General features: G+C 34.3%; 27 protein-coding genes. 18 read left to right on the top strand and 9 right to left on the bottom strand.

All coding sequences use genetic code 11. The features are described from left to right. The first annotated feature begins 28 nt into the window (after nucleotides 1–28). The 5 genes from ABJF08_RS13045 (at nucleotide 29) to ABJF08_RS13025 (ending at nucleotide 4688) form a co-directional block, all read left to right on the top strand. Entirely contained in the window at nucleotides 29–1702 is a 1674-nt protein-coding gene (locus ABJF08_RS13045; protein WP_348116689.1) for a M56 family metallopeptidase, read from the top strand. 354 nt (nucleotides 1703–2056) lie between these two features. Beyond that, on the top strand, nucleotides 2057–2185 hold the full coding sequence (locus ABJF08_RS13040; protein WP_348116688.1) for a hypothetical protein: 129 nt from the start codon (nucleotides 2057–2059) through the stop codon (nucleotides 2183–2185). Nucleotides 2186–2371: 186 nt separating this feature from the next. Next, nucleotides 2372–3565 (top strand): PQQ-dependent sugar dehydrogenase, encoded by a 1194-nt coding sequence (locus ABJF08_RS13035; RefSeq protein WP_348116687.1) that lies wholly within the window; start codon nucleotides 2372–2374, stop codon nucleotides 3563–3565. Nucleotides 3566–3696: 131 nt separating this feature from the next. Further along, nucleotides 3697–4131 (top strand): cytochrome c, encoded by a 435-nt coding sequence (locus tag ABJF08_RS13030; RefSeq protein ID WP_348116686.1) that lies wholly within the window; start codon nucleotides 3697–3699, stop codon nucleotides 4129–4131. Further along, nucleotides 4131–4688: a hypothetical protein gene (locus ABJF08_RS13025; protein ID WP_348116685.1), complete on the top strand. Its 558-nt coding sequence runs from the start codon at nucleotides 4131–4133 to the stop codon at nucleotides 4686–4688. The genes ABJF08_RS13030 and ABJF08_RS13025 overlap by 1 nt, the downstream gene beginning before the upstream one ends. A gap of 64 nt (nucleotides 4689–4752) precedes the next feature. Here ABJF08_RS13025 and ABJF08_RS13020 read toward each other — a convergent pair whose 3' ends face one another. Then, nucleotides 4753–5088 carry a DUF2853 family protein gene (locus ABJF08_RS13020; RefSeq protein WP_348116684.1) on the bottom strand — a complete coding sequence of 112 codons (336 nt, stop codon included), beginning with the start codon at nucleotides 5086–5088 and terminating at the stop codon, nucleotides 4753–4755. 64 nt (nucleotides 5089–5152) lie between these two features. Further along, the gene (gene menD / locus ABJF08_RS13015; RefSeq protein WP_348116683.1) at nucleotides 5153–6823 is read right to left on the bottom strand and encodes a 2-succinyl-5-enolpyruvyl-6-hydroxy-3-cyclohexene-1-carboxylic-acid synthase; all 1671 of its coding nucleotides are present in this window, start codon (nucleotides 6821–6823) and stop codon (nucleotides 5153–5155) included. Nucleotides 6824–7195: 372 nt separating this feature from the next. Here menD and ABJF08_RS13010 point away from each other — a divergent pair, with 372 nt between their 5' ends. Next, on the top strand, nucleotides 7196–7384 hold the full coding sequence (locus ABJF08_RS13010) for a hypothetical protein (protein ID WP_348116682.1): 189 nt from the start codon (nucleotides 7196–7198) through the stop codon (nucleotides 7382–7384). A 10-nt stretch (nucleotides 7385–7394) separates the two neighbouring features. On the opposite strand, the gene ABJF08_RS13005 is transcribed toward ABJF08_RS13010, so the two are convergent. Both ABJF08_RS13005 and ABJF08_RS13000 read right to left on the bottom strand, forming a co-directional pair. Next, nucleotides 7395–8438, bottom strand: coding sequence for an isochorismate synthase (locus tag ABJF08_RS13005; RefSeq protein WP_348116680.1), 1044 nt, complete (start codon nucleotides 8436–8438; stop codon nucleotides 7395–7397). Between the two features lie 30 nt (nucleotides 8439–8468). Beyond that, nucleotides 8469–8882 (bottom strand): hotdog fold thioesterase, encoded by a 414-nt coding sequence (locus ABJF08_RS13000; RefSeq protein ID WP_348116679.1) that lies wholly within the window; start codon nucleotides 8880–8882, stop codon nucleotides 8469–8471. Between the two features lie 35 nt (nucleotides 8883–8917). On the opposite strand from ABJF08_RS13000, the gene ABJF08_RS12995 reads away from it, so the two are divergent. The 4 genes from ABJF08_RS12995 to ABJF08_RS12980 are packed head-to-tail and all read left to right on the top strand — an operon-like array spanning nucleotide 8918 to nucleotide 12134. Beyond that, a complete protein-coding gene (locus ABJF08_RS12995) occupies nucleotides 8918–9562 on the top strand; it encodes an esterase (protein WP_348116678.1) in 645 nt (214 codons plus the stop codon). Nucleotides 9563–9564: 2 nt separating this feature from the next. Continuing rightward, nucleotides 9565–10143: a non-canonical purine NTP diphosphatase gene (locus tag ABJF08_RS12990; protein ID WP_104516257.1), complete on the top strand. Its 579-nt coding sequence runs from the start codon at nucleotides 9565–9567 to the stop codon at nucleotides 10141–10143. A 51-nt stretch (nucleotides 10144–10194) separates the two neighbouring features. Further along, the gene (locus ABJF08_RS12985; protein ID WP_348116676.1) at nucleotides 10195–11013 is read left to right on the top strand and encodes a carboxypeptidase-like regulatory domain-containing protein; all 819 of its coding nucleotides are present in this window, start codon (nucleotides 10195–10197) and stop codon (nucleotides 11011–11013) included. A gap of 14 nt (nucleotides 11014–11027) precedes the next feature. Then, on the top strand, nucleotides 11028–12134 hold the full coding sequence (locus tag ABJF08_RS12980) for a M28 family peptidase (RefSeq protein WP_348116675.1): 1107 nt from the start codon (nucleotides 11028–11030) through the stop codon (nucleotides 12132–12134). Nucleotides 12135–12637: 503 nt separating this feature from the next. Here the strand turns inward: ABJF08_RS12980 and ABJF08_RS12975 are convergent. Beyond that, entirely contained in the window at nucleotides 12638–14188 is a 1551-nt protein-coding gene (locus ABJF08_RS12975) for a DEAD/DEAH box helicase (protein WP_348116674.1), read from the bottom strand. 136 nt (nucleotides 14189–14324) lie between these two features. Between ABJF08_RS12975 and ABJF08_RS12970 the strand changes: the two genes are divergently transcribed. Continuing rightward, entirely contained in the window at nucleotides 14325–14957 is a 633-nt protein-coding gene (locus tag ABJF08_RS12970) for a short-chain dehydrogenase (protein WP_348116672.1), read from the top strand. 467 nt (nucleotides 14958–15424) lie between these two features. Here the strand turns inward: ABJF08_RS12970 and ABJF08_RS12965 are convergent, their stop codons facing one another. The 3 genes from ABJF08_RS12965 to ABJF08_RS12955 form a co-directional block, all read right to left on the bottom strand. Continuing rightward, a complete protein-coding gene (locus ABJF08_RS12965; protein ID WP_348116671.1) occupies nucleotides 15425–16312 on the bottom strand; it encodes an OmpA family protein in 888 nt (295 codons plus the stop codon). Between the two features lie 108 nt (nucleotides 16313–16420). Next, nucleotides 16421–17431, bottom strand: coding sequence for a glycosyltransferase family 2 protein (locus ABJF08_RS12960; protein WP_348116670.1), 1011 nt, complete (start codon nucleotides 17429–17431; stop codon nucleotides 16421–16423). After that, the gene (locus tag ABJF08_RS12955) at nucleotides 17428–17874 is read right to left on the bottom strand and encodes a type I restriction enzyme HsdR N-terminal domain-containing protein (RefSeq protein WP_348116668.1); all 447 of its coding nucleotides are present in this window, start codon (nucleotides 17872–17874) and stop codon (nucleotides 17428–17430) included. Before ABJF08_RS12955 ends, ABJF08_RS12960 begins: the two co-directional genes overlap by 4 nt. 33 nt (nucleotides 17875–17907) lie before the next feature. On the opposite strand from ABJF08_RS12955, the gene holA reads away from it, so the two are divergent. From holA to ABJF08_RS12940, 3 genes are all read left to right on the top strand, one after another. Next, nucleotides 17908–18918: a DNA polymerase III subunit delta gene (gene holA, locus ABJF08_RS12950; protein ID WP_348116667.1), complete on the top strand. Its 1011-nt coding sequence runs from the start codon at nucleotides 17908–17910 to the stop codon at nucleotides 18916–18918. Then, the gene (gene menA, locus ABJF08_RS12945; RefSeq protein ID WP_348116666.1) at nucleotides 18918–20042 is read left to right on the top strand and encodes a 1,4-dihydroxy-2-naphthoate octaprenyltransferase; all 1125 of its coding nucleotides are present in this window, start codon (nucleotides 18918–18920) and stop codon (nucleotides 20040–20042) included. Before holA ends, menA begins: the two co-directional genes overlap by 1 nt. Before the next feature lie 212 nt (nucleotides 20043–20254). Beyond that, nucleotides 20255–20452 carry a hypothetical protein gene (locus ABJF08_RS12940; protein WP_104516246.1) on the top strand — a complete coding sequence of 66 codons (198 nt, stop codon included), beginning with the start codon at nucleotides 20255–20257 and terminating at the stop codon, nucleotides 20450–20452. 85 nt (nucleotides 20453–20537) lie between these two features. Here ABJF08_RS12940 and ABJF08_RS12935 read toward each other — a convergent pair whose 3' ends face one another. Further along, nucleotides 20538–21476: a LysR substrate-binding domain-containing protein gene (locus ABJF08_RS12935; protein ID WP_348116665.1), complete on the bottom strand. Its 939-nt coding sequence runs from the start codon at nucleotides 21474–21476 to the stop codon at nucleotides 20538–20540. Nucleotides 21477–21643: 167 nt separating this feature from the next. On the opposite strand from ABJF08_RS12935, the gene ABJF08_RS12930 reads away from it, so the two are divergent. The 4 genes from ABJF08_RS12930 (at nucleotide 21644) to ABJF08_RS12915 (ending at nucleotide 25592) form a co-directional block, all read left to right on the top strand. Further along, nucleotides 21644–22096 (top strand): cytochrome c, encoded by a 453-nt coding sequence (locus ABJF08_RS12930; RefSeq protein WP_348116664.1) that lies wholly within the window; start codon nucleotides 21644–21646, stop codon nucleotides 22094–22096. 66 nt (nucleotides 22097–22162) lie between these two features. Next, nucleotides 22163–22663, top strand: a complete 501-nt coding sequence (tpx, locus tag ABJF08_RS12925) for a thiol peroxidase (protein WP_348116663.1) — start codon at nucleotides 22163–22165, stop codon at nucleotides 22661–22663. Between the two features lie 39 nt (nucleotides 22664–22702). Beyond that, on the top strand, nucleotides 22703–23041 hold the full coding sequence (locus ABJF08_RS12920) for a diacylglycerol kinase family protein (RefSeq protein WP_348116759.1): 339 nt from the start codon (nucleotides 22703–22705) through the stop codon (nucleotides 23039–23041). Nucleotides 23042–23141: 100 nt separating this feature from the next. After that, complete coding sequence (locus ABJF08_RS12915) at nucleotides 23142–25592, top strand: DNA translocase FtsK (protein WP_348116661.1); 2451 nt, start codon at nucleotides 23142–23144, stop codon at nucleotides 25590–25592.

Below are 25592 nucleotides of genomic sequence, written 5' to 3'. Positions count from 1 at the left end.
TCGCGAAAGCGGAATTTAAAATAAAATCATGATACAACATATCTTACACAGCTCCATACTTGCCGTATTATTTTATGGTGTTTACCATCTTTTTCTAAGAAAAGAAACGTTTTTTCAATGGAATAGAGCTTATTTACTAGTTATTCCTTTGCTTAGTTTAGCGATTCCGTTTTTGAGTGCGCCTTTTTCTATAGACATGACTCCAGTGGTAATCGATGAAATGACGCCACTCGCATCAATAGATATAGGTAGTGTATCTATGATGAGTGAACAACCTGCTATTACGGAAATCTCAAAGCCTATTGATTACAAAATGATCGCTATAATCATATATAGTATTGGTGCGTTTATCAGTCTTCTCTTTTTTCTATATAATGTGTCTAGCATAAAAGAGATCATTAGAAAAGGAAGGACTCATATTAACGATGGAATATGGATTACTAAAACGTCTGATAAACTTACTGCTTTTTCATTTTTTAAAAATATAGTGATAGATGAAAATCTAGATTCTAAAAAGTTAGATAATATAGTGGCTCATGAAATTATCCATGTAAAACAATTCCATTCTTGGGACTTGATGGCTTATGAGGTGTATAAAATCGTTTTCTGGTTCCACCCTATTTGTTATATCGCACAAAGAGAATTAAAACAAGTCCATGAATATATCGTAGATCATGTATTAACTAAAAATCAAGAATCAATAAGTTATCAGGAGTCTTTATTGAAAACTGTTTTTGGCGCAGAACAGTTTTCACTTACTAGCTCTTATTTCAATAAATCACTTTTAAAAAACCGAATCCTTATGTTACAGAAAAAGAAAAGTACAACAAAAGCTTTATTTAAACTCGCCTTTATTATTCCTATCGTTTTGGGTAGTTTGATTTTTACAGCTTGTAATCAAGAATCAGAATTTATGGAAGAAACTATAGTTCTAGACGACTCTAATAATTATGGGATAGTAAAACGATCTGAATTTAAAGCTGGTCTAAAAGATTATTATCTTAATATAAGTAAAGAAGATAAAAAATTCATAGAAGAAATAGTGGGCAAAAATTCTTTTGAAATAAAAGAAGAAGACACTATTAAAATAAAAAAAATAGTGAATTTTTTTCCTATACTAAGAAAAAACGGAACAACTATTATCCTTGATGATATAGAAAATACCGGTATAATAAGCGCTTATGAAAGTCCTTTTGATAAAGATGTGAGATTTGATGGTTTCCCTTTGGAACATCATTTAAATATGACAAAAAAGGAATATGCAAATTTTGTGAAATATGTATCAATCAACTACCCTAATACTACTCATTCATATACTGATGCTTACAATGATGGTGTTGAAGCAGTTGATTTTAATATTCCTTTTTCTAAATTAGATGAAGTGCCACATTTTGAAGATTGTACTGGTACACAAGTAGAAATTAAAAAATGTACTCAACAAAAGATATCCTTTATAGTTAACAAGAACTTCAATACAGATATTGCAAAAGATTTACCAGGACGCCATAAAATTGCAGTTCAATTCAAAATCGATAAAAATGGAAAAGTCACAGGTGTACAGTCTAAAGCTAAAAGTACTGAGCTACAAAATGAGGCTGCTCGTGTGATTAACCTATTACCAAAAATGATTCCTGGTAAACAAGATGGTAAAGAGGTAGGTGTTATTTATGCTTTACCTATCATTTTTGAAACAACCGAATAAACGGTACATATTCCGCTTTCGCGAAAGCGAAACAAACACAATCAAAGCGATTCTTTACTAAAAAGAATCGCTTTTTTATTTAATTGCTAAAAATATTAGTAACACAACTAACTGAATAACATTGTCTTAAATAATAATTAGATATTATTTGTTTATTTTACTGTAACAATTGAAAAGCGTGGTCGTCTATTAGATATAACCACAAAATAACAATATTATGAAAACTTCAACAGGATTTTTAAACGGAAACCAACAGACTACTAACAGAACAAGCAATGCAACTACTTTTTCTGATTCATGGAATTCTAGACGTCGTTATAGATAATTAAAAACTCAACTCTTAAAACTTTTATTATGAAAATTTCACAAAAAATATTGAACCTTAACTCTGACTTTCCTATCCTATCTAGAAATAGATCTATAGATGAGAACAACCCTTTTAATGAAAACATGGAAGCGACAAATACCTTCTTTTTATGCTAGGCAGCATGAAGCCGCAAAGACATTTAGATAACTTTGAATTAGCCTTCTTACATCTTTTTACTTTACCTGATAGACTTCACAAAACCACCAAAAACAATTGAATCCCTTAGTTAGCGCTAAGGGATTTTTACTTTTATTAACGTTTTGGCAGTTAGTAATAATTATTTTTAAGTCAAATTACTGATTATGAAACAACTCTTAACTCTTTTACTACTTTCTACTCTCGTTATAAGCTGTAAAAATGATTCTAAATCAAATGAATCTGTGATGGCTATACAGTCTAATAATAGTGCCACTATAACTAGAAATAGCAATCAGCAAATACCATCTGTTGAAAATATACCATTAATTGAAGATCAAAAAAACTATACGGTTACACCTGTAATTGAGGGATTAAATAATGCCTGGGGAATGACCTGGTTACCTAATGGTGATCTTATCTACACAGAAAAAGAAGGAAAACTCTATCGATATGATGGGACAAAATCTATAGAGATCGCTGGTTTACCTGAAGTCTATTTACGTGGTCAAGGTGGTTTACTCGATGTAATAACACATCCAGAATTTGATAATAACTCACGCATCTACATCTCTTATGCAAGTTCTGATGGTGAAGGATCTGGCGGGAACACAACTATTGCAACGGCTTTACTTAAAAATGATCAATTAAGAGATTTAAAAGTACTTTACAAAGCAACTCCTAATACTAGAAAAGGACAGCATTTTGGCTCTCGATTTGCTTGGGATAGTGATGGTTATTTATTCTTCTCTATAGGCGAGCGAGGCGAGCGTGATGTAAATCCGCAGGATTTGAGTCGTGATGGTGGTAAAATATACAGACTGCATGACGATGGTAGCGTGCCTGTTGATAACCCTTTTATAGATATCGCTGGTGCAAAAACAGCTGCTTTTACTTATGGAAATAGGAATCCGCAAGGGATTACCGTACATCCTAAAACAGGTGAAATAGTGAGTCATGAACATGGTCCACAAGGTGGTGACGAGATTAACTTTATCAAATCTGGGCGTAATTACGGCTGGCCAGTAATAAGTTATGGCGAGAATTATGGCGGTGGAAAATTTGCCGAAAGTACTGCAAAGCCAGGAATGGAACAGCCTTTCTATTATTGGGTGCCTAGTATCGCGCCTAGCGGTTTTGCGATTATTGATAATCCTGCTTATGACGACTGGAATGGAAATTACTTGGTAGGCTCTTTAAAGTTTCAATACTTAGAAATGCTTTATGTAAATGAAAATGGAGTCACTAAAAGAGAAAAACTAGTAGATGGTATAGGACGTTTGCGCAATGTAAAAATGGGACCTGATGGTTTTATATATATAAGTGTAGAAGGAAAAGGTATCTTTAAAATCACTAAGTAGTTTACAATTCTATGCAGTCCTTCTAAAGGTAGAATTACATGAGTAATTCGTTTTTAGTTGATAAAAATTGTGCCTTTTAAATCCTTCCATTAACAAATGGAATTGTATTTTTAAACATCAAGAAAACCATTATGAAATACGTATATCTATTACTACTAGCCATCGTTATAACTAGCTGTGGTAACGATAAAAGAAAATCTACACTAGGCAGTAATAATGTAGAGACTGCACCTACTACACCGCTAGAAAAAAGTGTGAAACGTGGAGAAGATATCTTCGGCGAGTTGTGCGTTACCTGTCACATGCCTACTGGAAAAGGTGTCCCTGGCGCATTCCCACCTCTTAATCCATCTGACTGGTTAACTAATAAACGTATAGCTAGTATACATGCGGTTAAATATGGTCTTAAAGGAGAAATTATCGTTAATGGTGCTGCTTACAATAGTGTCATGCTACCACTAGGACTGGATAACAAAGAAATAGCAGACGTTATGAACTATGCCATACAGACCTGGAACACTGGAGATATGGTAACAGAAGAAGAAGTTAAGGCTGTGGAGAAGTAATGAAACACCTTCTTTTCCTTTTTATTTTTTTTGCTTTTATTTCTTGTGAGGAAAAGGTTGAATTTGATGATGAATATAAATATCAATTATGCATAAAACTTATAACCGATAGTAATATTCTATCGGTTGATGATCCTACCTATATCATTAATCCAGAAGTAAAAGAATTTAGATTCAATGATTTTCTTATAGAAATGCATGAAGATAAAAAGCTAAAACCTATTGATTATGAAAAATTATCAAAATTTGGATTTAATAAAATAGATTTTAAAAATGCGTTTTTAGAACATGACAATACCGCATTAAATTTCAGTAAATTAAGGCAGTTTAACAGTAGTCGTAATGTCATTAGATTCTCCAGTATTAAGTGTAATTTGATATTCATGGATGTTATTAAATACTGTGAATTACTTACACCTTCGCAATTAATTATACATGATGAAACAGAATTGCCTTTAATTCAATTTGATACGTACATAATCAAAATTGATGATTTTGGAAATGGCTTATATAAATTAATTAATGGATCTATCTATGAAATGCGTTGTATAAATTAACTAACAAAAAAAATCCCATCTCTTTTCAAGAGATGGGATTTTTACTATATCATTATATCTAGTTCTAGTTATAGATAGATTCTTTACCGTGGTGTACACAAAGCATGTAATAAATAATTGCGCGATACTTAGCACGCTCACTTTTACCATACTTCTCAATTACAGCTTCTACAGATGCCATAAGGTCATCTCCAGAAAGCCCTAGTTTTTTTTCAAGGTAGTTTTTTACGACACGTTCCATTTCTGTTTTTTCAGCACTTACAGTTTCAGCATCTCTATTATAAATAGATGGACCTAATCCTTTAGTTACTTTTCTAAGAAGTTCTTCATCTAGCTTACCGCCTACTTTTTCTTTGTATGCTGCTATATATTTCTCTACTCTTTCATCAAATTTACTCATAATGTTTATCTTGAAGTATTAATTATTAAGTTAAAAGTATGCCTTAAAGATAACAAGTTAAATTCTATTTTAAAAATTTAAAGTAATCTAGAAGAACGGTATCATTTATCTGTCTAGGTGTAAACACTTCTAACAACTGTGGTCCTTTATTACTAGAAAACAATAGGTTGCACGCTTTCGCGAAAGCGGACTCCTCACTAACACTTTGATAATTCACGCCATGCATTTTACAAAGATGTACTGCCGTTAAATCATGCTGAGTTTCAAAATAAGTCTGAAACTCGTCAGTCTCTTTATGACCTGGTAAAATCCTGAATATCCCACCACCAGAATTATTTATGACTATAATCTTAAAGTTATCAGGAATGTAATTATTCCATAACGCATTAGAATCATAGAAAAAACTAAGATCTCCTGTTATAAAAACTACTGGTCTATCGCTAGCCATAGCCGCTCCTATCGCCGTACTCGTACTACCATCTATTCCACTAGTACCTCGATTAGAAAAAACAGTGTGCGAATCATTCATTTGGAACAACTGTGCATACCTAATGGTACTACTGTTACCTAACTGCAATACTATGTTATCTGGTAAGCTAGGAAAAATATGTTCAAAAGCCTTAAAGTCTGACCACGGCATTTGCGCAAAGTAGTCCTGCCTTTTGACTAAGTAATTTTTAAAATGAGACAACCATCTATCCTGATAATTACTATCTATATAGTCTTTAGGTAGCTGTTGTACCCATTTCTGTGGTTTTACCTTAATATGTCCTGCTAGTTTAAAGAACGTGTCATAGGCACGTCTTTTACCCACATGATAATGTACCTTAGTCTCAAAACGTCTTAGGTATTGTTTTATCTTTTTAGAGACAATCATACCACCTATTGTGATAACTAGGTCTGGTTGCAGGTCTTTTATCTGGTCATCTTCCTTTTCTATAGGAGCAATTAAGGTGTCTATTCCCCATATTACCTTATCATGAACTACGTTACTACTCACCTCACTCATTACAAGAACACTAGGGTCGCTGGTAAGTAGATCTAAGTCTGCCTTATCAAACACCGGCGGATTCAAGGTCGCGAGAATGACTAGTTTCCTTTTAGCATTCTTCCATTGCTCTATAAAGCTATCTGGTATCTCGCTAGATTCATTCTTCAATAAATCAATAACCTTAACCTCTAAAGATGGTTTTTCTACTTTATTATATAAAGGTTCTTCAAATGGTATATTAATATGTACAGGCCCATGTTGAGAGATAGCAGTGTTAATCGCTTTATTGATTAATCTCTCATTAGTCGCAATACTTTCCTGATTATCAATAGATGATAGCATCTCTAATTGTGTATCATATAAGATGTGATTAGCATACACACCTTGCTGTCTTATCGTTTGCCCGTCACCTATATCAATTTTATGTGGTGGACGGTCTGCACTGAGTACTATTAAAGGTATTTCAGAATAAAAAGCTTCGGTAACCGCAGGGTAGTAATTTAAAAGTGCACTACCACTGGTACATAATACAGCAACAGGTTCTTGTAATTGTTGTGCCATACCTAATGCCACGTGAGCTGCACAGCGCTCGTCTACAATACTGTAACAATTAAAATAATCGTTTTCTGAAAAACCTATTGTTAAGGGTGCATTTCTAGAACCTGGAGAAATGACAATGTTTTTAATACCTCTTTCTTTAAAAAGGAGAACAACCTGCTGGGCATGTAGAATTTCTGGATACATATATAACAAAGGTAAAGATGACAGTCGCCGCACACAACATACTTAACAGCTTCTTCTCATAAAATTAGAATCCTATTATTAAAATCTTGACTATTTCACTGTAAACTCATCTCACAAACTCCTAATGTCTCATTTTAGTGTAAGAAATCACCTTAATCTATGGATTTAAAGAAGTCGTTTTTAATAAAAATGACAATAAATCTTGTGTCTACTATCGATCAATCACTATGCTCATTACTACTCAGCTATGCAATTGTCTTTTTATCTATATTATACTGAGTATTAAAAGTTCAAATGCAAGATTTAGAAATTTGCTCTAGTTTATTTCATTAAAATTAACTAAGTTTAAGTTCTATTAAACCAGCCCTAACTATGATTATAATTAAATTTCTTGTTTTTTATACGTTTGTAGGATTATACCAGTCTGCAGTTTTTATAAAGTCTTCTTTCAGAGCAACTATAAATTACTTTAAATCGTTAAATGAAAGTCGAGATGAGCAAGGACAGGTAGTTGGGTTTAAAACGACACTGTTACGTACAGCATTTAGAAGTATTCTTTAAAACTCTCTGTTTACACTAATTTTTTCATAGTAGAAAGTTTGTTAAGTGTTTCTTCAAATTCTGCCTTGGGATCACTTAGCGCAGTCACACCACCACCTACATAGATTTCTACTTTACCATCCTCCAGCTCCATACATCTTAAATTTACGAAATAGCTCGCTCGCTCTTTATCTATCATTCCTAAATAGCCTGTGTAGAAAGAACGATCATAATTTTCATTCTTATTAATAAACTCTAGAGCTGTATTTCTAGGCATACCGCACACTGCTGGTGTAGGATGCAATGCATCGATAAATATATTCTTATCCTCAAGATTTACCGTGGCAGTAATATCTGTTCTTAAATGGATAAGTTTACCAGCGCGCACCGTTTTAACCTCTGTTTCTTGAATGTTATCGGCACCACAATCTTGTAAATTACGGATTATAAAATCGGTTACTAACCGTTGTTCTTCTAGTTCTTTTTTACCCCAAACATGTTCTTCATTTTCTTGGTAAAGAGCCGTACCAGCTAGGGACATTGTTTTTAGTTTTACACCATCTATTTGGACTAAAACTTCTGGCGTTGCGCCTACCCATTTTCCTACTTGAGGATGATAAAAAAAGTAACAATTTGCAGCAGGATATGCATCTAGTAAATCAGTTAAAATGTCAATATCTGATTTTGAATTTTGAAAAGATTGCTTACGCGAAAGAACGACTTTCTTCAAACTAGATTCTTGTAATCTAAGAACTGCCTTTGCCACTAAGCTTGTGTATCTTTTTTGCTCCAGGATATCTACTAAACGTACTGCATTTAAAAGTTCTTTAGATGTTGTACTAGTCTTTTTATAAGTAAAGCTTTTATCCTCTTGACCCACTATAAAAACCTGGTCTTCTGATTTTTGAAATTTTGAAAAAACACCATAAGCCATGTTGTCAGGTGCGCTTTTATGCCATTTTTGATCTCGTTGTGAGAGTATGCGCACAGTATCGCTATTCACCTGTCTAATTAACAAGAAAGGTAGTTCTTTTTTAAGAAGTAAAGCCGTGTATGAGAGTAAATTTTCGCGCAAGCGGTATAGGAATAATAGTGAGTAAAAGTGTTATTTTTTGAGAGCTATGGTGGTTAATTTACATATAGAAATAAGCCTCTCTTCTTCGTCTGTAATTTTGATTTCCCAAAGCTGTGTTGTTCTTCCTTTATGTAAAAAACGGGCCGTTGCAAACACGTGTCCATCCTTCTTAGATCGTGTATGATTTGCACTTATTTCTAAACCTCTTATAGCAAAATTATCGGTATCTAAAAACATGTAACTAGCAGCACTTCCTACACTCTCGGCCAGAGCAACACTCGCACCTCCATGCAACACTCCATCTGGCTGATGCACTTTGGGCGTCACCGGCATTCTAGCTGTTAAAAAATCTTCTCCTACATCTATAAAATCGATGTCTAATGTCTCCATGAGCGTATTGCGGCAAATGGCATTACAACGCTGTAGTATCTCTTCTTTGTCCATATCTTTACCAAAAATAAGTCATACCGATAGAAAAAATGGTAAAAACAGTTTCCTATACACATACTAATTCTTACGAGACACTTTTTGAATTAACGGATAAGACCCAGAATATCTGGATTTGCTTTCATGGATTGGGTTATCTAGCTACTTATTTTAAACGTTATTTTGAAGGTTTAGACTCTCAAGAGAACTATGTTATTATACTACAAGCTCCGTCTAAATCTTATATAGGTAAAGGATTTAAACACGTAGGTGCATGCTGGCTAACAAAGGTAGATACGACTCAAGAAATGAGTAACAACCTCAACTATATTCATGAAGTACTTAAAACCGAAAATCTCATAGATGATCCACGTGTTTTATTAATGGGGTACTCTCAAGGAGTCTCTATCGCTACTCGGTTTTTAAAATCTTATCATCATAAAATAAAAGCCCTAATCATGCATAGTGGTAGCATACCAGCAGAACTAGACGCTAGTGATGGTAAACACTTTAGAAACACGTGCTCTAGATTCATACACATAGCCGGCACTCTGGATGAGTATTCTAATGAAGAGGTTATAGAAAGGGAAAGTAAAAAGATAGAACTCCTTTTTGGTACAGAATGTGAGTTACACCAACCAGAAATTAAACACGTGGTGCATGTGCCACTTATTTTAGAAATCGCTAAAAGCCTATAATCATGGAAATTATATTTGCTACACATAATCAGAATAAATTAAAAGAAGTACAAGCATTAATGCCTTCTTACATTAAACTTATAAGCTTAGAAGACTTAGGTTTTGATGAAGATATACCAGAAACATCTGGAACTATTGCTGGTAACGCCATTCAAAAGGTAGAGTATTTAAAAAACAGATTTCAACAACCCATCTTTGCAGACGATACTGGACTACTCGTTGAAGCACTAGATGGAGAACCTGGTGTGTATAGTGCTAGATATGCAGGTGAGCAAAAAAGCAGCGAAGACAACATGGATCTACTGCTTAAAAAGTTAACAAACAATAACAATAGGTCTGCGCGCTTTGTTACTGCTATTGCCTTAGATTTGAATAATAATCAAACTCTCTTTGAAGGAGTTTGTGAAGGTTCTATTTTATTAGAGAGAAGTGGTTCAAAAGGCTTTGGCTACGACCCAATTTTCCAGCCAGATGGTTATGAAAAATCCTTTGCAGAGATGACTCTTACAGAAAAAGGTGCTATAAGTCACAGAGCAAAGGCTCTTAGAAAGCTCATAGACTACCTGAAAGAAGTTAATTAAATTATAAATTCACTTTAAATAAGCACTTTAGCTTAATTTAGCTCAGATAATATGAAATTACAACACTACATCCTACTCTTCTGTTTTACCTTAAGTATTTCACTTAGTACTGCTCAAGAAGAGAAATCAGAAAGTAAAACTACTTCTACCCTATCTGGAATGGTAAAAGGAAAGGTTCTTAACGCAAAAGACAACACAGTTCTTGAGAACGTTAACATCGTTAACTTAAATCAGATAAAAGGTACTATTACCACTAACGAAGGACTGTTTAAAGTCGCTGCTAAGGTGAACGATACATTGTACTTCTCTTATCTAGGTTTTGAAACTATCAATGTACGCGTTACAGAGGACTGGTTAAAATTTGGAGACGTTACTATCTCCATGACAGAAAAAGGTATCGCATTAGACGAAGTTACCGTAACCGAGACTTCTCTTACCGGTTTCTTAGAAATAGATGCAAAGCGTGCTCCTATCTATGCTACTAGAAGATATAAAATAAGCGGTTTACCTAAAGGTTATGAAGCTGGTGACAGCGAGCCTGGCGCTATTACAAATGTGCTAGAAAGTGTATTTAATCCTGCAGACTTCCTTTACAACACCTTTGGTAAAAAAGGGAAATCCATGCGCAAGTTAAGACAGGTAAAGCAACAAGACGAGATCAGAAATTTACTACAAAGTAAATATGATAGAGAGACTCTTATGAATCTATTACAACTGGATAAGGTTGATATAGATGGAATTCTTAGAAATTGCCAGTATTCCAAGCAGTTTATTGAAACTGCAAATGATCTTCAAATACTAGATGCTATCAGCGAGTGTTATGAAGAATACAAGATATTGAAGACTTCTAAAGACAAGAATAAAAAATAATCAAAATCAAACTTGTGAATTACAAACACCTATTATCTTATGCTCTTGCAGCTACTCTATTAACAAGCTGCATTAACATGAAAGGAAAAGATGGCGAACCAGGAAAAGATGGAGAGCCTGGAATTAATGGACAAACTGGAAAAGACGGTGCCGATGGTATTTCTGGAAATTCAAATTCAGTGCTAGATTACTCGCAAGTAGACATCACGTCTTATGCAAAAACAATTACCGAAGAAGAATTAAAAGAACAACTCTATTTTTATGCAAGTGATGAAATGGAAGGCCGCGCTACTGGTAGTCCAGGTCAAAAAAGAGCTGTAAACTACTTAAGAAAGCAGTATAAAAAAATGGGCGTTGCAGGCGGTGGAGAAAATGGAGATTATTTTCAAATCGTACCTGGAAAAGCATTTGGAAAACCAGAGCTTTCTTCAGAAAATGTACTTGCTTTCATAGAAGGAGCTGAATTTCCTAATGAAATTCTTGTCATCTCTGCTCACCTAGATCACATAGGTGTACACGATGGAAAAGTTTTTAACGGTGCAGATGATGACGGTAGTGGAACCATCGCTCTACTAGAAATAGCTGAAGCATTTAAACAAGCTGCAGATGACGGTTATGGTCCTAAAAGATCGATTCTTTTTCTTCATGTAACTGGAGAAGAAATAGGTCTTAAAGGAAGTAAGTATTATGCTGATAATCCTATTTACCCTATGGCTAATACCATAGCAGACCTTAATATAGATATGATAGGTAGAATAGACCCTGCGCAAAAGGAGGATCCTGATTATGTTTACCTAATAGGTAGCGACATGCTCTCTCAAGACTTACACGATATATCTGAGGCTGCAAATAAGAAATCTGTTAATATGAGACTTGATTACTCTTACAACGGTAAGAATGACCCTAATCGTTTTTACTACCGCAGTGATCATTACAATTTTGCAAAGAATGATGTTCCTGTAATTTTCTATTTTAATGGTACTCATGAAGATTATCACAAAGCGACTGATACTCCTGATAAAATTGAATACAAATTATATCAAAGAAGAGCTCAATTGATATTTGTAACTGCGTGGGACTTAGCAAATGCAGATAAAAGACCAGCACTGACAGATAAATAAGAAGTATTATATTTGAAACAATACAAAGCGTTAACTTTTAAGTTAGCGCTTTTTCATTTTAGATCATGTTATTTTATATAAAGTACTACATAACTAAGTTGATTCAATTTATAAGCCATGTATTGTTACTATTAACACTGACGCATTGTACTGTATTAGTTATAAACCTAATAGACAACAACTTTTTAATTGCTAATACCGAATTTACATTAAGACTCCTATCACTAACATTCTCTTTAAGTTTAATTACACTGTGGAATCCTAAGATCTTAGAAAAATCAGGAAAAGTGGATTTTTCAAAAAACAACAATTTTCAACAGCAGAAAGAAAACCCTCATAAACAGAAGCAGAAATCTATAAAAAGAATTAAAATAATCTTAGTACTTTGTTTTATTACCCTAGTTTTATCTTGGTTCAAATATCTTAATACTTAAAAAGGCACGATTTACATCGCACCTTTTTTTGATATGTGTTCCGCTTTCGCGAAAGCGGTATAAATACTACTATTCTGAATCAGATTCTGCCGCGGCCTCTATACCTGCAAATTCTTGCTGTATAGACATCCTTAAACGACGGTAATAGTCTTCTTCTAACCAATCCTTATAGTTGTTAGTATTATTGATAATACAATACGCATAACGTCTAATACGGTCTTTAATATCTTCTTTCAGTAATTTTGCTAAAATACGAGCATCAAAAACATCCTCACTATTCTCTACACACCATTGTACATGTTGTGCGATAGACTCGTCTAGTACGTCTTTAGATTTACGATTTTCTTTGGTAATACGTTTGTAGGCTCCTTTGATATCAAAAGTAAACTCTGTCGTATTAGGAAATTCTGCTTTTGTAGAATCTGGTAACGTATAAACAAAGTTGCGCTCTATCTCTTCGTCAGACACGATGTTCTCCACATAGAAATCTGGAGATCTAAATACTTGCTGCCAGTCTACAGGCTCATTCCATAAACCAAAACGAGCAACATTGTTACCTAAGTCAATGATTTGAAATTCTTTTTTATCCTTAAGAATACGAGAACCACGACCTATCATTTGATAATAAAGGGTCAGTGACTTAGTCGCTCTATTTAAAACGATACACTCTACACTAGGCTCATCAAATCCAGTAGTTAAAATACTTACTGAAGTTAAAACCGCGTCTGGCTTTTCTTTAAACCATCTTAGAATCTCTTTACGCTCTTCCTTAGTATTCGTATTATCTAAGTGTCTTATCTCTATTCCTGCACGTCTAAAGGTGTCCTCTACCTCAATACTGGTTCTAATACCGTTATTGAAAATAAGAGTCTTTTTACCTTTTGCTACTTCATTATACGACTGGATCAATTTATCCTGCATGGTAGTCGCAGTATAAAGTTTCTCACTCGATTTTACCGTATAATCTCCATTCATACCTATGGTAAGACCACTTAGACCTACATCATAAGTATGTGTTACTGCTTGTGCAAGAAATCCTTTTTCTACTAGAGACGTTATACTATTACCTACTATAAGCTCTCTATAGTTATCCTTCATAGGCAACTTAAAGTTAGAACTTAAAGGAGTCGCTGTAACCCCTAGCATGAAACAGTGATCAAAGTACTTAAATAATTTTCTAAAACTATTATAATGCGCCTCATCAATAATAACCAGACCTATATCATCTAGTTCTAGTTTATCATCCTGAATACGGTTATTCAAGGTCTCTACCATGGCTACAAAACACTCATAATCCTTCTGGTCATCTAATTCTTTGACCTTAGAATTAATCACTTTGTTCTTAACATCAAAACCATTAAGCATTTTTGACGTCTGCTTACACAACTCAATACGGTGTGTAAGAATAACCACTTTCTTACCTTTTTCTCTGATGTATCTACGTACAATTTCAGAAAAGATCACTGTCTTCCCTCCACCTGTAGGCAACTGATAGAGAAGATTATAGTCGTCTTTTTGATTGTTTATACGATCAAAAATCGCTTCCAGATCGCGTTCTTGATAATCGTATAAAGATTTAATCTTACTTTCTTTTTTCATCGTCATTACTCTGGATTTCATTTTTGAGATTTGCAAAAATACTGCTTTTTTAAGGTTATTATCCTTTGTTTACTGTTAAGAATAGTAGATAATTTTAATTGATAAGATTTTAACGCGTTAAAATAGGTTTTAGTAGTAATTTTGTAATACCAAAACAATGATAGCAGTGGAACATTCAACGACTAAGAAAAAACCATGGTTTCAACCAGATCGCGCTCACAAATATTATAAGCTTACCGGCTTTTATAAATTTGTGGTCGATAGTATCAAGAAATCTATGCCACCAGTTTTAGTGGTGGTTGCTATTCTAGCTGTTGTTCATTTTACGGTAGATGGTGGTCTTATGGGCTTATTAGAACTAGCCGTAGAAAAATTACCTGATTATGGTGTTTTAGGTTTTTTCTATGTATCTGAAACTATTCTAGGGTTAATCCCACCAGAATTATTTATAGCCTGGGCTGGCGAGACAGCTACCCCAGTACTTAATCTATTTCTTATTGCATTGTTTTCTTATCTAGGTGGTTTTACCTCGTACTGGATAGGAAGAAGAGCTTTAAAAATACCTAGTCTACATAATTACCTAGAAGTAAAAATGGCCAAACAACTTGTTATGGCAAGAAAATGGGGTGGCGTTCTTATAGCTGTAGGTGCATTATTACCGCTTCCTTTTTCTATGGCCAGCCTAGTCGCTGGTATGCTGCGTTATCCGGTTAAAAATTGGGCGCTTGTAGGCTTACTGCGTTTTATACGTTTTGCTCTCTATGGTGCAGCTATATTTTCTTTAGTATAAAATATTTGTTATCGTTCCGCTTTCGCGAAAGCGAGATAATTATTCTGACTTTATTTTAAAACCAAAACATCAGCAGCGTATTCCGTTTCTTTAGGTGTAGTATACACGTACGTTTGCGTCAATGGATACTCAGGAATAGCTTCTAGAGATCATAGACCTATAGTCGTTCTATAGTAATAAGCTTTTACACTTGACATAATTTAGTATCATAGACAGCGTGTAAACTAATGCATTCGATTTATTAATGATATAGTTATCTCAAACAACGTCGAAAACCTCTATATCATCACTGTATGTTGACATAATAAACTATGAATACCATCTACTCAAGGAAATCAGAAATAAATGGACATAGATAATTTTTCTAATCATTACCGTAAATACAGTTATTTAGACAGGAAGTTATTAAACAAAAAAAGCACCTACTTGCGTAGGTGCTTTTTATAAGCTTATAAAACAAGATCTATTTAGTTCTTGTTCATTTCAGTTTCTTTCTTTGCATTTTCTTTTGCTTCTTCCATTCCTTTTTCTACCATATCAAAGAATTGGTCTAGTTTAGGAAGTACAACAATTCTAGTGCGTCTGTTCTTAGAACGTCCCTCTGCAGTGTCATTACTAGCCACTGGCATATAGTAAGATCTACCTGCTGCAGTCATACGCTCTGGTGCAACGCTAAACTCTTTTTGCAATACTCTAGTTACGGCAGTTGCTCTAGCTGTACTTAATGCCCAGTTATCAGCAAACTTTGCAGAAGATATAGACTGGTTATCTGTGTGTCCTTCTACCATGATGTCTATTTCTGGCTTATCATTAACCACTTTTGCCACTTTACCTAAAACGACTTTTGCTTTGTTATTGATTTTATCACTACCGCTAGAGAATAATAATTTGTCAGAAATAGAGATGTAAACCACACCCTTTTCTACATTTACGTTTATATCCTCATCTTGTAAGTTACCTAGAGAGCTTTTTAAACTAGTTACTAGAGCTAGAGTAACACTATCTTTCTTTGTAATAGCGTCGTTTAAAGATTTTATCTGTAGATCCTTTTCTTTTATACTTTCTAGAGATCTTTCTAAATTACGACTACCTTGTGTAGATAAAGTAACTAACTCACCTTGATTATTTAAAAGAGCGCTATTAGAGTTCTTTAAAGTAGCTATCTGGTCTTTAAGAGCCTCTAGTCTAGCTTGTGATGCTTTTTCATCAGAAAGACATGCGTTTAACTTTACTGTAGCGGTATCTAAAAGTTCCTTTGTTTCTTGCTGTTTTGCAAGTGCTGCCTCAAGATCTTTTTTAGAAGCACATGACACTAAAAGTCCACCTGCAAGCAACATTAAAAATATTTTTTTCATTTTAATATGGGGTTTTATGTGTTGTTTTATTTATGTTATTAATGTTAAATAACAGAGCAAAATTAATGATATTGAATTGCTGTACATGATCATTAACAAGGATTTAAGTTATTTAAGGTTATTACTATACTGCTTCCTACCCATTATAAAATACTGATAAACAATACTTAATTGTGCGTTTTGAGCACTATTATTTTTCACTAACTGTTTCACCGTTTTCCTCTTTTTAAACAGTGGTATTAACTTTAAGTAGAAGTAAAAATGAGCTTTGAGAACCGCCATAAAGTGAGCAAATTTAAATTCTGCTAGAAATTTAAAAGCAGCTATCCCATCGAGCACCATTCTAATAAACAGGTTCCAAAACCAAGAACTAGAACGATCATTTTTTATTATATTATATAAACTGTTTCTAAAATTATAAAAGGTCTTGCGTGGATTAAGTGTTGCCAGTGTACCACCACCTAAGTGATAAATCACCGAGTCTGGCTGATAACTAACTGTATAACCTGCGTGTCGCAATCGCCAGCACAAATCTATCTCTTCTTGATGTGCAAAATAATCTTCGTCCAGACCACCTACTTTATTAAATGAACTGACTCTTAAAAACAAACATGCTCCACTCGCCCAGTGTAGATTTATTGAATCATTATACTGTCCTAGATCTTTTTCTATGGTATCAAAAATGCGACCTCTACAATAAGGATAGGCATAACGATCTAAGAATCCACCTGCCGCACCAGCGTATTCAAAATGGCCTTTACGTTTATCATCTAATATCTTAGGCTGGCATGCCGATAAATTTTTGTCTTTAAGAAACCTATTTGCAATTACATCACACCAGCCTGCTGTTACCGCTACATCACTGTTTAATAAACAGACTACTTCTTCCTGAACGCTTTTCAAAGCGACGTTATACCCACCGGCATAACCGCGATTTTTATCCATCGCAATTATTTTAACTTCTGGATAGGTAGTTGTAGTCCATGAAATAGAATTATCTGTAGAGGCGTTATCTGCCAGATAGATAACGTGATCTTTACTGTGTTCTACAACGCTAGGTAAATAGGTCTTGAGCAAGTCCACTCCATTCCAATTCAATATGACTATAGCTATCTTCATAAAACGTATTCTGGTAAGTCTGGTATAAAATTATAGGTCTGATTCTCATAATCCATGGTACAAAAATAATGTTCCATACCATTAGTGACCATTAAGTATTTAGCATTTAAAGCTAGGTTATATCGAGCAATTTGATCAAATACCGATTGATCTATCTTAATTTCTGGAGCTTTACACTCTACTATTAAATGTATAGAACCATCTGTGTTGTAACTGATAATGTCATATCTCTTTGTCGTTCCTGCGATTATCAATTGCTTTTCTACGTTAATGAGATTATGCGGTATTCGCTTTTGCGTAAGCAGAAACAAAACGACATGCTGTCGCACCCATTCTTCTGGTGTTAGAATGATAAATTTTTTCCTGATCTGGTCAAAGATAGCACGTCCTTTTTCAGTACTTTTGACTCTGAAATTTCCAGCTGGTAGTCGCAATGGCTTCATAGCGCAATATTACAAAAACCACAACAGCTCTCGATGAGTGACGCTACAAACATTCTTGCCGATTTAAAACAAAAGCGATATGCTCCTGTATATTTTTTATGCGGTGCAGAGCCTTATTTTATAGATCAAGTTAGTGATTATATAGAGGACAACGTCTTAGACGAAGGTGAAAAAGGCTTTAACCAGACGGTGATTTATGGTAAAGATACTACCATGGCCGAGATCCTAGAAAACGCAAAGCGTTTCCCTATGATGTCAGAGCATCAAGTCATTATAGTTAAAGAAGCTCAGCATTTAACTAAGCAACTCGCACAACTAGAAAGTTACATTGAGCAACCGCAAACGACTACTATTCTCGTTTTTGCTTACAAATACAAAACACCGGACGGACGTAGCAAAATTACTAAGTTGCTTAAAAAACACGCGGTTTACATGGAAAGCAAGCCACTTTATGAAAATAAAGTACCTGCTTTTGTAACTGGTCGTTTAAAAGAAATGGGATATCAAATTGATCCTAATGCGACTAGAATGTTAGTCGAATTTCTAGGAACTGATCTTGGAAAAATAAATAACGAGCTTTCAAAACTCGCTATAGTACATTCTAAAGAAAAACCTATTACACCACAAGTCATCGAGGACAACATAGGTATTTCTAAAGATTACAACAATTTTGAGTTGCGCAAAGCCATGGGAATGCGCGATGTGGTTAAGGTTCATAAAATAATCAACTATTTTGCAGATAATCCTAAGGATAATCCGCTGGTGTTGACTACAGCACAGTTGTATAGTTTTTTTACTCAACTCTTAAAAGTGCACACTATAAAGGACAAGAATAATTCACAAGCGGTGGCAAAGGCTGCTGGTGTGAATCCATTTTTTGTTCAAGAAATCATCACTGCAGCAAAGAATTACCCTATGAAATACTGCAGTCGCGCCATAAAACTCATCAGGGATATGGATGTAAAATCTAAAGGTGTAGGAACACATCAAGCAAATCATCACGATTTATTAAAAGAAGTAATGGTAAATATTATGTCTAAATAATGGCTAGCACAAAATTAAAAGCCTGGATAAGTGCTGCGAGATTGAGGACCTTACCATTGAGCATTAGTGGTATTCTTGTAGGAAGTGCTTATGCATATTTACTATTTCATGTTTACAATTTAACCGTTTCTCCTTTTAACGGAATATGTGACATTGCTGGAATGATGCCAAGACCAATCGAATTTCCATATTTCATACCAATTCTTGCTCTAATCACAACCTTAGGCTTCCAAATACTTTCTAACTTTGCTAACGATTATGGCGATGGCGTAAAAGGGACCGATAATGAAGACCGTATAGGACCTATGCGCGCGTTGCAAAGCGGTATCATTTCTCCTAAGGAAATGAAACGAGGAATGGTAATAACAGCTGTTCTTACTTTAATAAGTGCCATACTCCTTATATATGTAAGTTTAGGAGTTGAAAAATTATTAATCTCTCTATTCTTTTTAGTTTTAGGTATTGCCGCTATTTGGGCAGCGATTAAATATACCGTAGGCGATAATGCTTATGGATATCGTGGCCTGGGTGATGTTTTCGTTTTTATATTTTTCGGCCCTGTAAGTGTTATGGGTATTTATTTTCTAATTACTAAAGGACTAGAATGGATGATGATTTTCCCTTCTATAACAGTCGGTTTATTAAGTGTTGCTGTTCTTAATCTCAACAACATGAGAGATATTGAGAGCGATAAGAAAGCTGGAAAGAATACGATTGTGGTAAAGATGGGACTTGCTAAGGCTAAGTTGGTTCATTATGGGTTTGTTGTTGTTGCTTTCTTATGTGCGTTAATTTCAACCACAAATACCTATCATGAATCAATAGGTCAAGCATATGCTGAGAATCACAATAAAAATGTAAATGCATTTGCAGAGAAAATAGAGGTAAAAACTCTGAATGTACCAAACTCTATATACGATGAAGGTTTTACACCAGAATTAGGACTATCTCTTTTAGCTTTCCTACCACTTCTAGCTTTCATTCCTTTATTCATACATTTATTTAAAGTAAAAAGAACAGAGTCTCCAGCACTACTCGATCCAGAATTAAAGAAAGTAGCACTTTCTACTTTCTTTTTTGCAGTTTTATGTATTATAAGTGTTGCCATAATCACGAGGCATTAAGAGTGAATTAACACCATTATTTTAACATTTATAATCTAATAATTCTAACTAGAGCAGTTAAAGCGTTGATACTTATGTTAACCTTTAGTTTAAAATTTTAAACAAATTTAACATTTACTATTCATAGCATAGTAGTATTAGAACGTATCTTTAACTACAATAAAAAAGACCCCTATTCAACAAAACTACTTTAACTAAAAATCTTGAAAATTATGGCTAGAGCTATGTTTGAGTATACCAAAACAATACTCGAGAAAGTAAGTTTTAACCCAACCCTATTTTGCAAGGAATTACAAAAAGCAGTTGACCGTTTATTACCTTTTGAAATAGTAGAACTGGAAATCTGGATTAAACAGCTCGTATTACAAAATCCAGACTTGCAAACTTGTGTTCTGATATCAAAGGAATAAACGTCTATTTATTAAAACTTAAAAAGGCTAGTTACTTCATTTGAACATGAAGTAACTAGCCTTTTTTTTTATTCTATAACAATGTTTATTTACCTGATATAGGACTTACTATTTGTACGTTTTGAAAAGCAATAGCACCTTTAATAACACCTGTTATTACATTTTGTAAAGCTTCTATAATTTGCATCTTCAACTCGCTTTTATGAAAAATAAGACTTACTTCACGAGCAGGAGAAGGATCTTCAAAAAATCTTAGATTCTCCTTTTTATGCTCTGGTAAATCCATCGTGTTTAAATAAGGTAACAAAGTCATTCCTAGACCTTCGTCAGCTAGTTTTATTAAGGTTTCAAAACTACCACTCTCTAACATAAAACGCTCTCCATCTGTATCTCGAGAATTGCGACATAAATTAAGAATACTATCCTTAAAACAGTGTCCATCTTCTAGGAGAAGTAAATCATCTACATTAATCTCGTCTACCTTAATTTTTGTTTTAGGCTTACCAGATAATCTAGGATCATATGTTACAAAAGGTTCATAATAAAGAACTCTTTCTTTAATAAAATCATTTTTTAAAGGGGTTGCAGCTATTGCAGCATCTATACTACCATCTAATAAACTATCAATAATACTCTCTGTAGTAAGTTCTTCTATGCGCAGCTTTACTTTAGGATATTTATTTACAAAATTAGCCAGAAACATAGGTAATAATGTAGGCATTACTGTAGGTATCACTCCTATTTTAAATTCGCCACCTATAAAACCTTTTTCTTGATCTACGATATCTTGAATACGGTCGCTTTCATTAACGATATTACGCGCCTGATTTACAATCTTCTTACCAGTTTCAGTCAGCTCGATAGGCTTTTTACTTCTATCAAATATTTGCACATCTAGTTCATCTTCTAGTTTCTGTATTTGCATACTTAATGTAGGCTGTGTTACAAAAACTTTATCTGCTGCTTTGGTAAAATTTTGATATTGAGCAACAGCAAGAACATATTTTAACTGAGTAATCGTCATGATAGATATTTTAAACAAAAATAAGTAATGTCATTTGATAAATCTATTACGATATCGATCTATTTTATTTAGTAAAATGAACTTTGAGAATTATCTTTATGGTGGATTGTATTCCGCTTTCGCGAAAGCGAGACCAACAACAATAATCTTCTTAAATTCAAACAACTATGTTTAAAGAATTATCAAGAACCCTAGGTACCATTTGTGCGCTCGTACTCGCCATGATCGTTGTAATTTTTAGCACAGCATTTATCATATCTAGAGAAGAGTCTAGTTATTCCACGCAAGAATTACCAAAACAGATTATAGATATAGTGCCCAAAACAGCTTTAACGGAACGACAAGAATTGGGGAAATCACTTTTTAAAGCCAATTGTGCAGCATGTCATAAACTTTTTAAAAATACTACTGGTCCTAGATTATACGGTGTGACCGATCGTTATGAAAAAGAATGGCTCTATAAATGGATCAATAATAGCGCTGCACTCATAAAATCTGGAGATGTGCAAGCGGTTGCTTTATATAATGAATATTATCAGGCTAATATGAATTCTTTTCCTAATCTAACTACAGAAGATATAGATGCTATTCTAGATTATATAGAATCTGCTAAGAATTAACAAGACATTTATACAGCATCGACAGGTAAATTGTAACTTTATCAACTTAATTACTAAATAAAATACATGGCAACTATTACTATAGGCGGAAACGAGATTTCTACCAGTGGTTCCCTACCAGAAGTAGGATCACAAGCACCTAATTTTAAACTTAAAAAAGCAGACCTTTCTGAGGCTTCTTTAAATGATTATAAAGGAAAACGTGTCGTACTTAATATTTTCCCTAGTATAGACACTGACGTATGTGCAACATCTGTAAAGAACTTTAATAAAAGAGCTACAGAGTTAGATAACACAGCGGTTTTATGTATTTCTAGAGACACTCCGTTTGCACAAAAGCGTTTTGCAAGTGATGAAGGACTAGAGAATGTAGAAAATCTGAGTGATGTACTAGACGGTACATTTGGTAACGACTATGGACTTACTATGACTTCTGGACCACTTGCTGGTTTTCATTCTAGAGCAGTAGTTGTTCTCAATGAAGAAGGAAAAGTTATTTATAATGAACAAGTTCCTGAAATTGCAGATGAACCTAATTATCTTGCTGCACTTAAAACGTTATTATAATTGAGTGCATCAAAATTTATTATTGGTAGATGTAAAGCGATGGGATATGCCCTAAAAGGCGCCATCATCCTTATCAAAACAGAAGCCAGCATACAAGTACAAGCCGCAATAGCCATTATTATGACTATTGCTGGCTTTTATTTTAACATTACTGCAACCGAGTGGATTGCTCAAACCTTGTGCATAGGACTTATTATGGGACTAGAAGGTATGAACACCACTGCAGAGGCTATTGCCGACTTTATCCATCCAGATTTTCACAAGAAAATAGGTCATATTAAAGACATAGCTGCTGGTGCTGTGGTAATTACCGCTATTGCTTCTTCCATAATAGGTGGTATTATTTATATTCCTTATATCATCGCGCTGTTTAATTAATAACTCTTTCACGGTATAAATAGCAACTGTTAACAATCAAGTTAAATGTGTTCTATTATTACCGCGCAATATTCTTATTTTTGCTCGTTCACTATCATACATGGCGCGTAAAAAAACATCATCTAAGAAAACTACTGCAAAGACCAGTAAACCATTTCAGCTACCTAATTTAAAGCTCAATAGACTACAAGAAGTAATAGTAGGGAGCGCACTAATAGTAGTCGGTTTATTACTGCTTTTTTCATTTATATCTTATCTATTCACTGGCGCACAAGATCAAAGTGTACTGGTAGAATTAGGCAGCCGTACTACAGAAACTAAGAACTGGATAAGCCAGCTAGGTGCATGGTTAGGACATACCTTTGTTTATAAAGGATTTGGTATTCCAGCCTTTTCCATCGCTATACTCACTATTATCTCTGGAATATTTTTATTTGCAACAGGTGATAAGGTGTTCTCGCTTTCGCGAAAGCGAATTTCAAATCTATGGTTCTGGGGATTATTATTAATGCTCTGGCTATCTATCTTTTTAGGATTTTTTCACAATACTAATGCGTTACTAGGTGGTAAAGTAGGTTATGAATTAAATGATTTCTTACAAGATTATTTAGGCTTATTAGGCGCTATACTTGTCATGTTTTTCATAGCAATAGTTTATGTAGTTTTAAGACTTAAACTTACACCAGAATTAATATCTGCTTATTTCTCTAAAAAAGCTACAGAGGTTAAAGAAGGTTTTGAAAACATAGAAACTACAGATGAAGAAAACGATTGGGAAAAAGCTACTGTAGAAGGTAAGCCTACTCCAGACGTAGATCAAACCACTACTCCACTGACAGAAGAAACTAAAACTACTGTAGAGGTGTCGGGCAATGATATGCAAGTTACCGTTCCAGAAGAAGAAACTGTTCCAGAACCTGTTCTTAAAAAAGTGGTTGCTCCTAAAGATGAAAATGACATAGGAATGGAAATCGAGCAAACTCTAGATGAGGAAGAGGTTATCGATAATAAAGCAAACAAATTAGTAGAGGATTTTGGCGAATTTGACCCTACCCTAGAATTAAGCAACTTCCAGTTTCCACCTTTAGATCTATTAAAAGATTATACTAAAGGAAAAACGATTACTATAAATGAAGAAGAACTACAAGCAAATAAAGACCGCATCGTAGAAACTCTTAAGAATTATAAAATAGGTATTGCAAAAATAAGCGCGACTGTAGGTCCTACTGTTACCTTATATGAAATAGTACCTGAGGCAGGAATACGTATTTCTAAAATTAAAAATCTAGAAGATGATATTGCTTTATCTCTAGCAGCATTAGGTATACGTATAATTGCTCCTATTCCCGGAAAAGGAACTATAGGTATAGAAGTACCCAACCAGAATCCAGCTATAGTGTCTATGAGGTCTGTAGTAGCATCTCCTAAGTTTCAGAATGCGGAAATGGAATTACCTATTGCATTTGGTAAAACTATTTCTAACGAGACCTTTGTAGTAGATCTTGCAAAAATGCCTCACCTACTTATGGCTGGAGCAACAGGACAAGGTAAATCGGTAGGTTTAAATGCCATTCTTACCTCACTACTCTACTCAAAACACCCTGCTGAAGTTAAATTTGTATTGGTAGATCCTAAAAAAGTAGAACTTACTTTATTCAATAAAATAGAACGTCATTACCTAGCAAAGTTACCTGATAGTGAAGAGGCTATTATTACTGACAACTCTAAGGTTATCAACACCTTAAACAGTCTATGTATAGAAATGGATCAACGATATGACATCCTTAAAGATGCCATGTGTCGTAACTTAAAGGAATACAATGCAAAGTTTAAAGCTAGAAAGTTAAACCCTGCAAATGGTCATAAATTTCTACCATACATCGTATTAGTAGTAGATGAATTTGCCGATTTAATCATGACGGCTGGTAAAGAGGTTGAAACTCCTATCGCTAGACTAGCACAACTAGCTCGTGCTATAGGTATTCACTTAATTATCGCAACGCAACGTCCATCTGTAAATGTAATTACAGGTATGATTAAGGCTAACTTCCCGGCACGTATATCGTTTAGAGTGATGCAAAAAGTCGATTCTCGTACTATTCTAGATAGTGGTGGTGCAGACCAGTTGATAGGTCGAGGAGACATGCTGTATACCGCTGGAAACGAATTAATACGTATACAGTGTGCCTTTGTGGACACTCCAGAAGTAGAAAAAATCACCGACTTTATAGGAAATCAAAAGGCATATCCTGATGCGCATATTTTACCAGAATACGTAGGTGAAGATGGTGGCACGAGTATTGATAATAATATAGACGAGAGAGATGCTAAGTTTAGAGACGCAGCAGAAATTATAGTTATTGCTCAACAAGGTAGTGCCTCTTTATTACAGCGTAAATTGAAACTAGGTTACAATCGTGCTGGTAGAATTATAGACCAACTAGAAGCTGCTGGTATAGTAGGTGGTTTTGAAGGTAGTAAAGCCAGACAAGTTTTAGTACCAGACCTTACGTCTCTAGAAGTATTTTTAAATGAAGAACAAAACAAATAA

Origin of the sequence: Nonlabens sp. (assembly GCF_039941875.1) — a bacterium.
In the GTDB taxonomy this organism is placed as follows: Bacteria; Bacteroidota; Bacteroidia; order Flavobacteriales; family Flavobacteriaceae; genus Nonlabens.
This window is presented reverse-complemented; position numbering and strand designations above follow the sequence as displayed.

What these genes read in the sequence shown, in the direction of transcription:
- ABJF08_RS12965 (WP_348116671.1), bottom strand. Translation starts at nt 16,312, where the DNA reads ATGAAAAAAATATTTTTAATGTTGCTTGCAGGTGGACTTTTAGTGTCA.
- ABJF08_RS12935 (WP_348116665.1), bottom strand. Translation starts at nt 21,476, where the DNA reads ATGACGATTACTCAGTTAAAATATGTTCTTGCTGTTGCTCAATATCAA.
- ABJF08_RS12995 (WP_348116678.1), top strand. Translation starts at nt 8,918, where the DNA reads ATGGTAAAAACAGTTTCCTATACACATACTAATTCTTACGAGACACTT.
- ABJF08_RS13030 (WP_348116686.1), top strand. Translation starts at nt 3,697, where the DNA reads ATGAAATACGTATATCTATTACTACTAGCCATCGTTATAACTAGCTGT.
- ABJF08_RS12990 (WP_104516257.1), top strand. Translation starts at nt 9,565, where the DNA reads ATGGAAATTATATTTGCTACACATAATCAGAATAAATTAAAAGAAGTA.
- ABJF08_RS12970 (WP_348116672.1), top strand. Translation starts at nt 14,325, where the DNA reads ATGATAGCAGTGGAACATTCAACGACTAAGAAAAAACCATGGTTTCAA.
- ABJF08_RS12915 (WP_348116661.1), top strand. Translation starts at nt 23,142, where the DNA reads ATGGCGCGTAAAAAAACATCATCTAAGAAAACTACTGCAAAGACCAGT.
- ABJF08_RS12985 (WP_348116676.1), top strand. Translation starts at nt 10,195, where the DNA reads ATGAAATTACAACACTACATCCTACTCTTCTGTTTTACCTTAAGTATT.
- ABJF08_RS13020 (WP_348116684.1), bottom strand. Translation starts at nt 5,088, where the DNA reads ATGAGTAAATTTGATGAAAGAGTAGAGAAATATATAGCAGCATACAAA.
- ABJF08_RS13025 (WP_348116685.1), top strand. Translation starts at nt 4,131, where the DNA reads ATGAAACACCTTCTTTTCCTTTTTATTTTTTTTGCTTTTATTTCTTGT.
- ABJF08_RS13035 (WP_348116687.1), top strand. Translation starts at nt 2,372, where the DNA reads ATGAAACAACTCTTAACTCTTTTACTACTTTCTACTCTCGTTATAAGC.
- tpx (WP_348116663.1), top strand. Translation starts at nt 22,163, where the DNA reads ATGGCAACTATTACTATAGGCGGAAACGAGATTTCTACCAGTGGTTCC.
- ABJF08_RS13040 (WP_348116688.1), top strand. Translation starts at nt 2,057, where the DNA reads ATGAAAATTTCACAAAAAATATTGAACCTTAACTCTGACTTTCCTATC.
- holA (WP_348116667.1), top strand. Translation starts at nt 17,908, where the DNA reads ATGAGTGACGCTACAAACATTCTTGCCGATTTAAAACAAAAGCGATAT.
- ABJF08_RS12960 (WP_348116670.1), bottom strand. Translation starts at nt 17,431, where the DNA reads ATGAAGATAGCTATAGTCATATTGAATTGGAATGGAGTGGACTTGCTC.
- ABJF08_RS13000 (WP_348116679.1), bottom strand. Translation starts at nt 8,882, where the DNA reads ATGGACAAAGAAGAGATACTACAGCGTTGTAATGCCATTTGCCGCAAT.
- ABJF08_RS12940 (WP_104516246.1), top strand. Translation starts at nt 20,255, where the DNA reads ATGGCTAGAGCTATGTTTGAGTATACCAAAACAATACTCGAGAAAGTA.
- ABJF08_RS12975 (WP_348116674.1), bottom strand. Translation starts at nt 14,188, where the DNA reads ATGAAATCCAGAGTAATGACGATGAAAAAAGAAAGTAAGATTAAATCT.
- ABJF08_RS12930 (WP_348116664.1), top strand. Translation starts at nt 21,644, where the DNA reads ATGTTTAAAGAATTATCAAGAACCCTAGGTACCATTTGTGCGCTCGTA.
- ABJF08_RS12955 (WP_348116668.1), bottom strand. Translation starts at nt 17,874, where the DNA reads ATGAAGCCATTGCGACTACCAGCTGGAAATTTCAGAGTCAAAAGTACT.
- ABJF08_RS13010 (WP_348116682.1), top strand. Translation starts at nt 7,196, where the DNA reads ATGATTATAATTAAATTTCTTGTTTTTTATACGTTTGTAGGATTATAC.
- ABJF08_RS12920 (WP_348116759.1), top strand. Translation starts at nt 22,703, where the DNA reads ATGGGATATGCCCTAAAAGGCGCCATCATCCTTATCAAAACAGAAGCC.
- menD (WP_348116683.1), bottom strand. Translation starts at nt 6,823, where the DNA reads ATGTATCCAGAAATTCTACATGCCCAGCAGGTTGTTCTCCTTTTTAAA.
- menA (WP_348116666.1), top strand. Translation starts at nt 18,918, where the DNA reads ATGGCTAGCACAAAATTAAAAGCCTGGATAAGTGCTGCGAGATTGAGG.
- ABJF08_RS13045 (WP_348116689.1), top strand. Translation starts at nt 29, where the DNA reads ATGATACAACATATCTTACACAGCTCCATACTTGCCGTATTATTTTAT.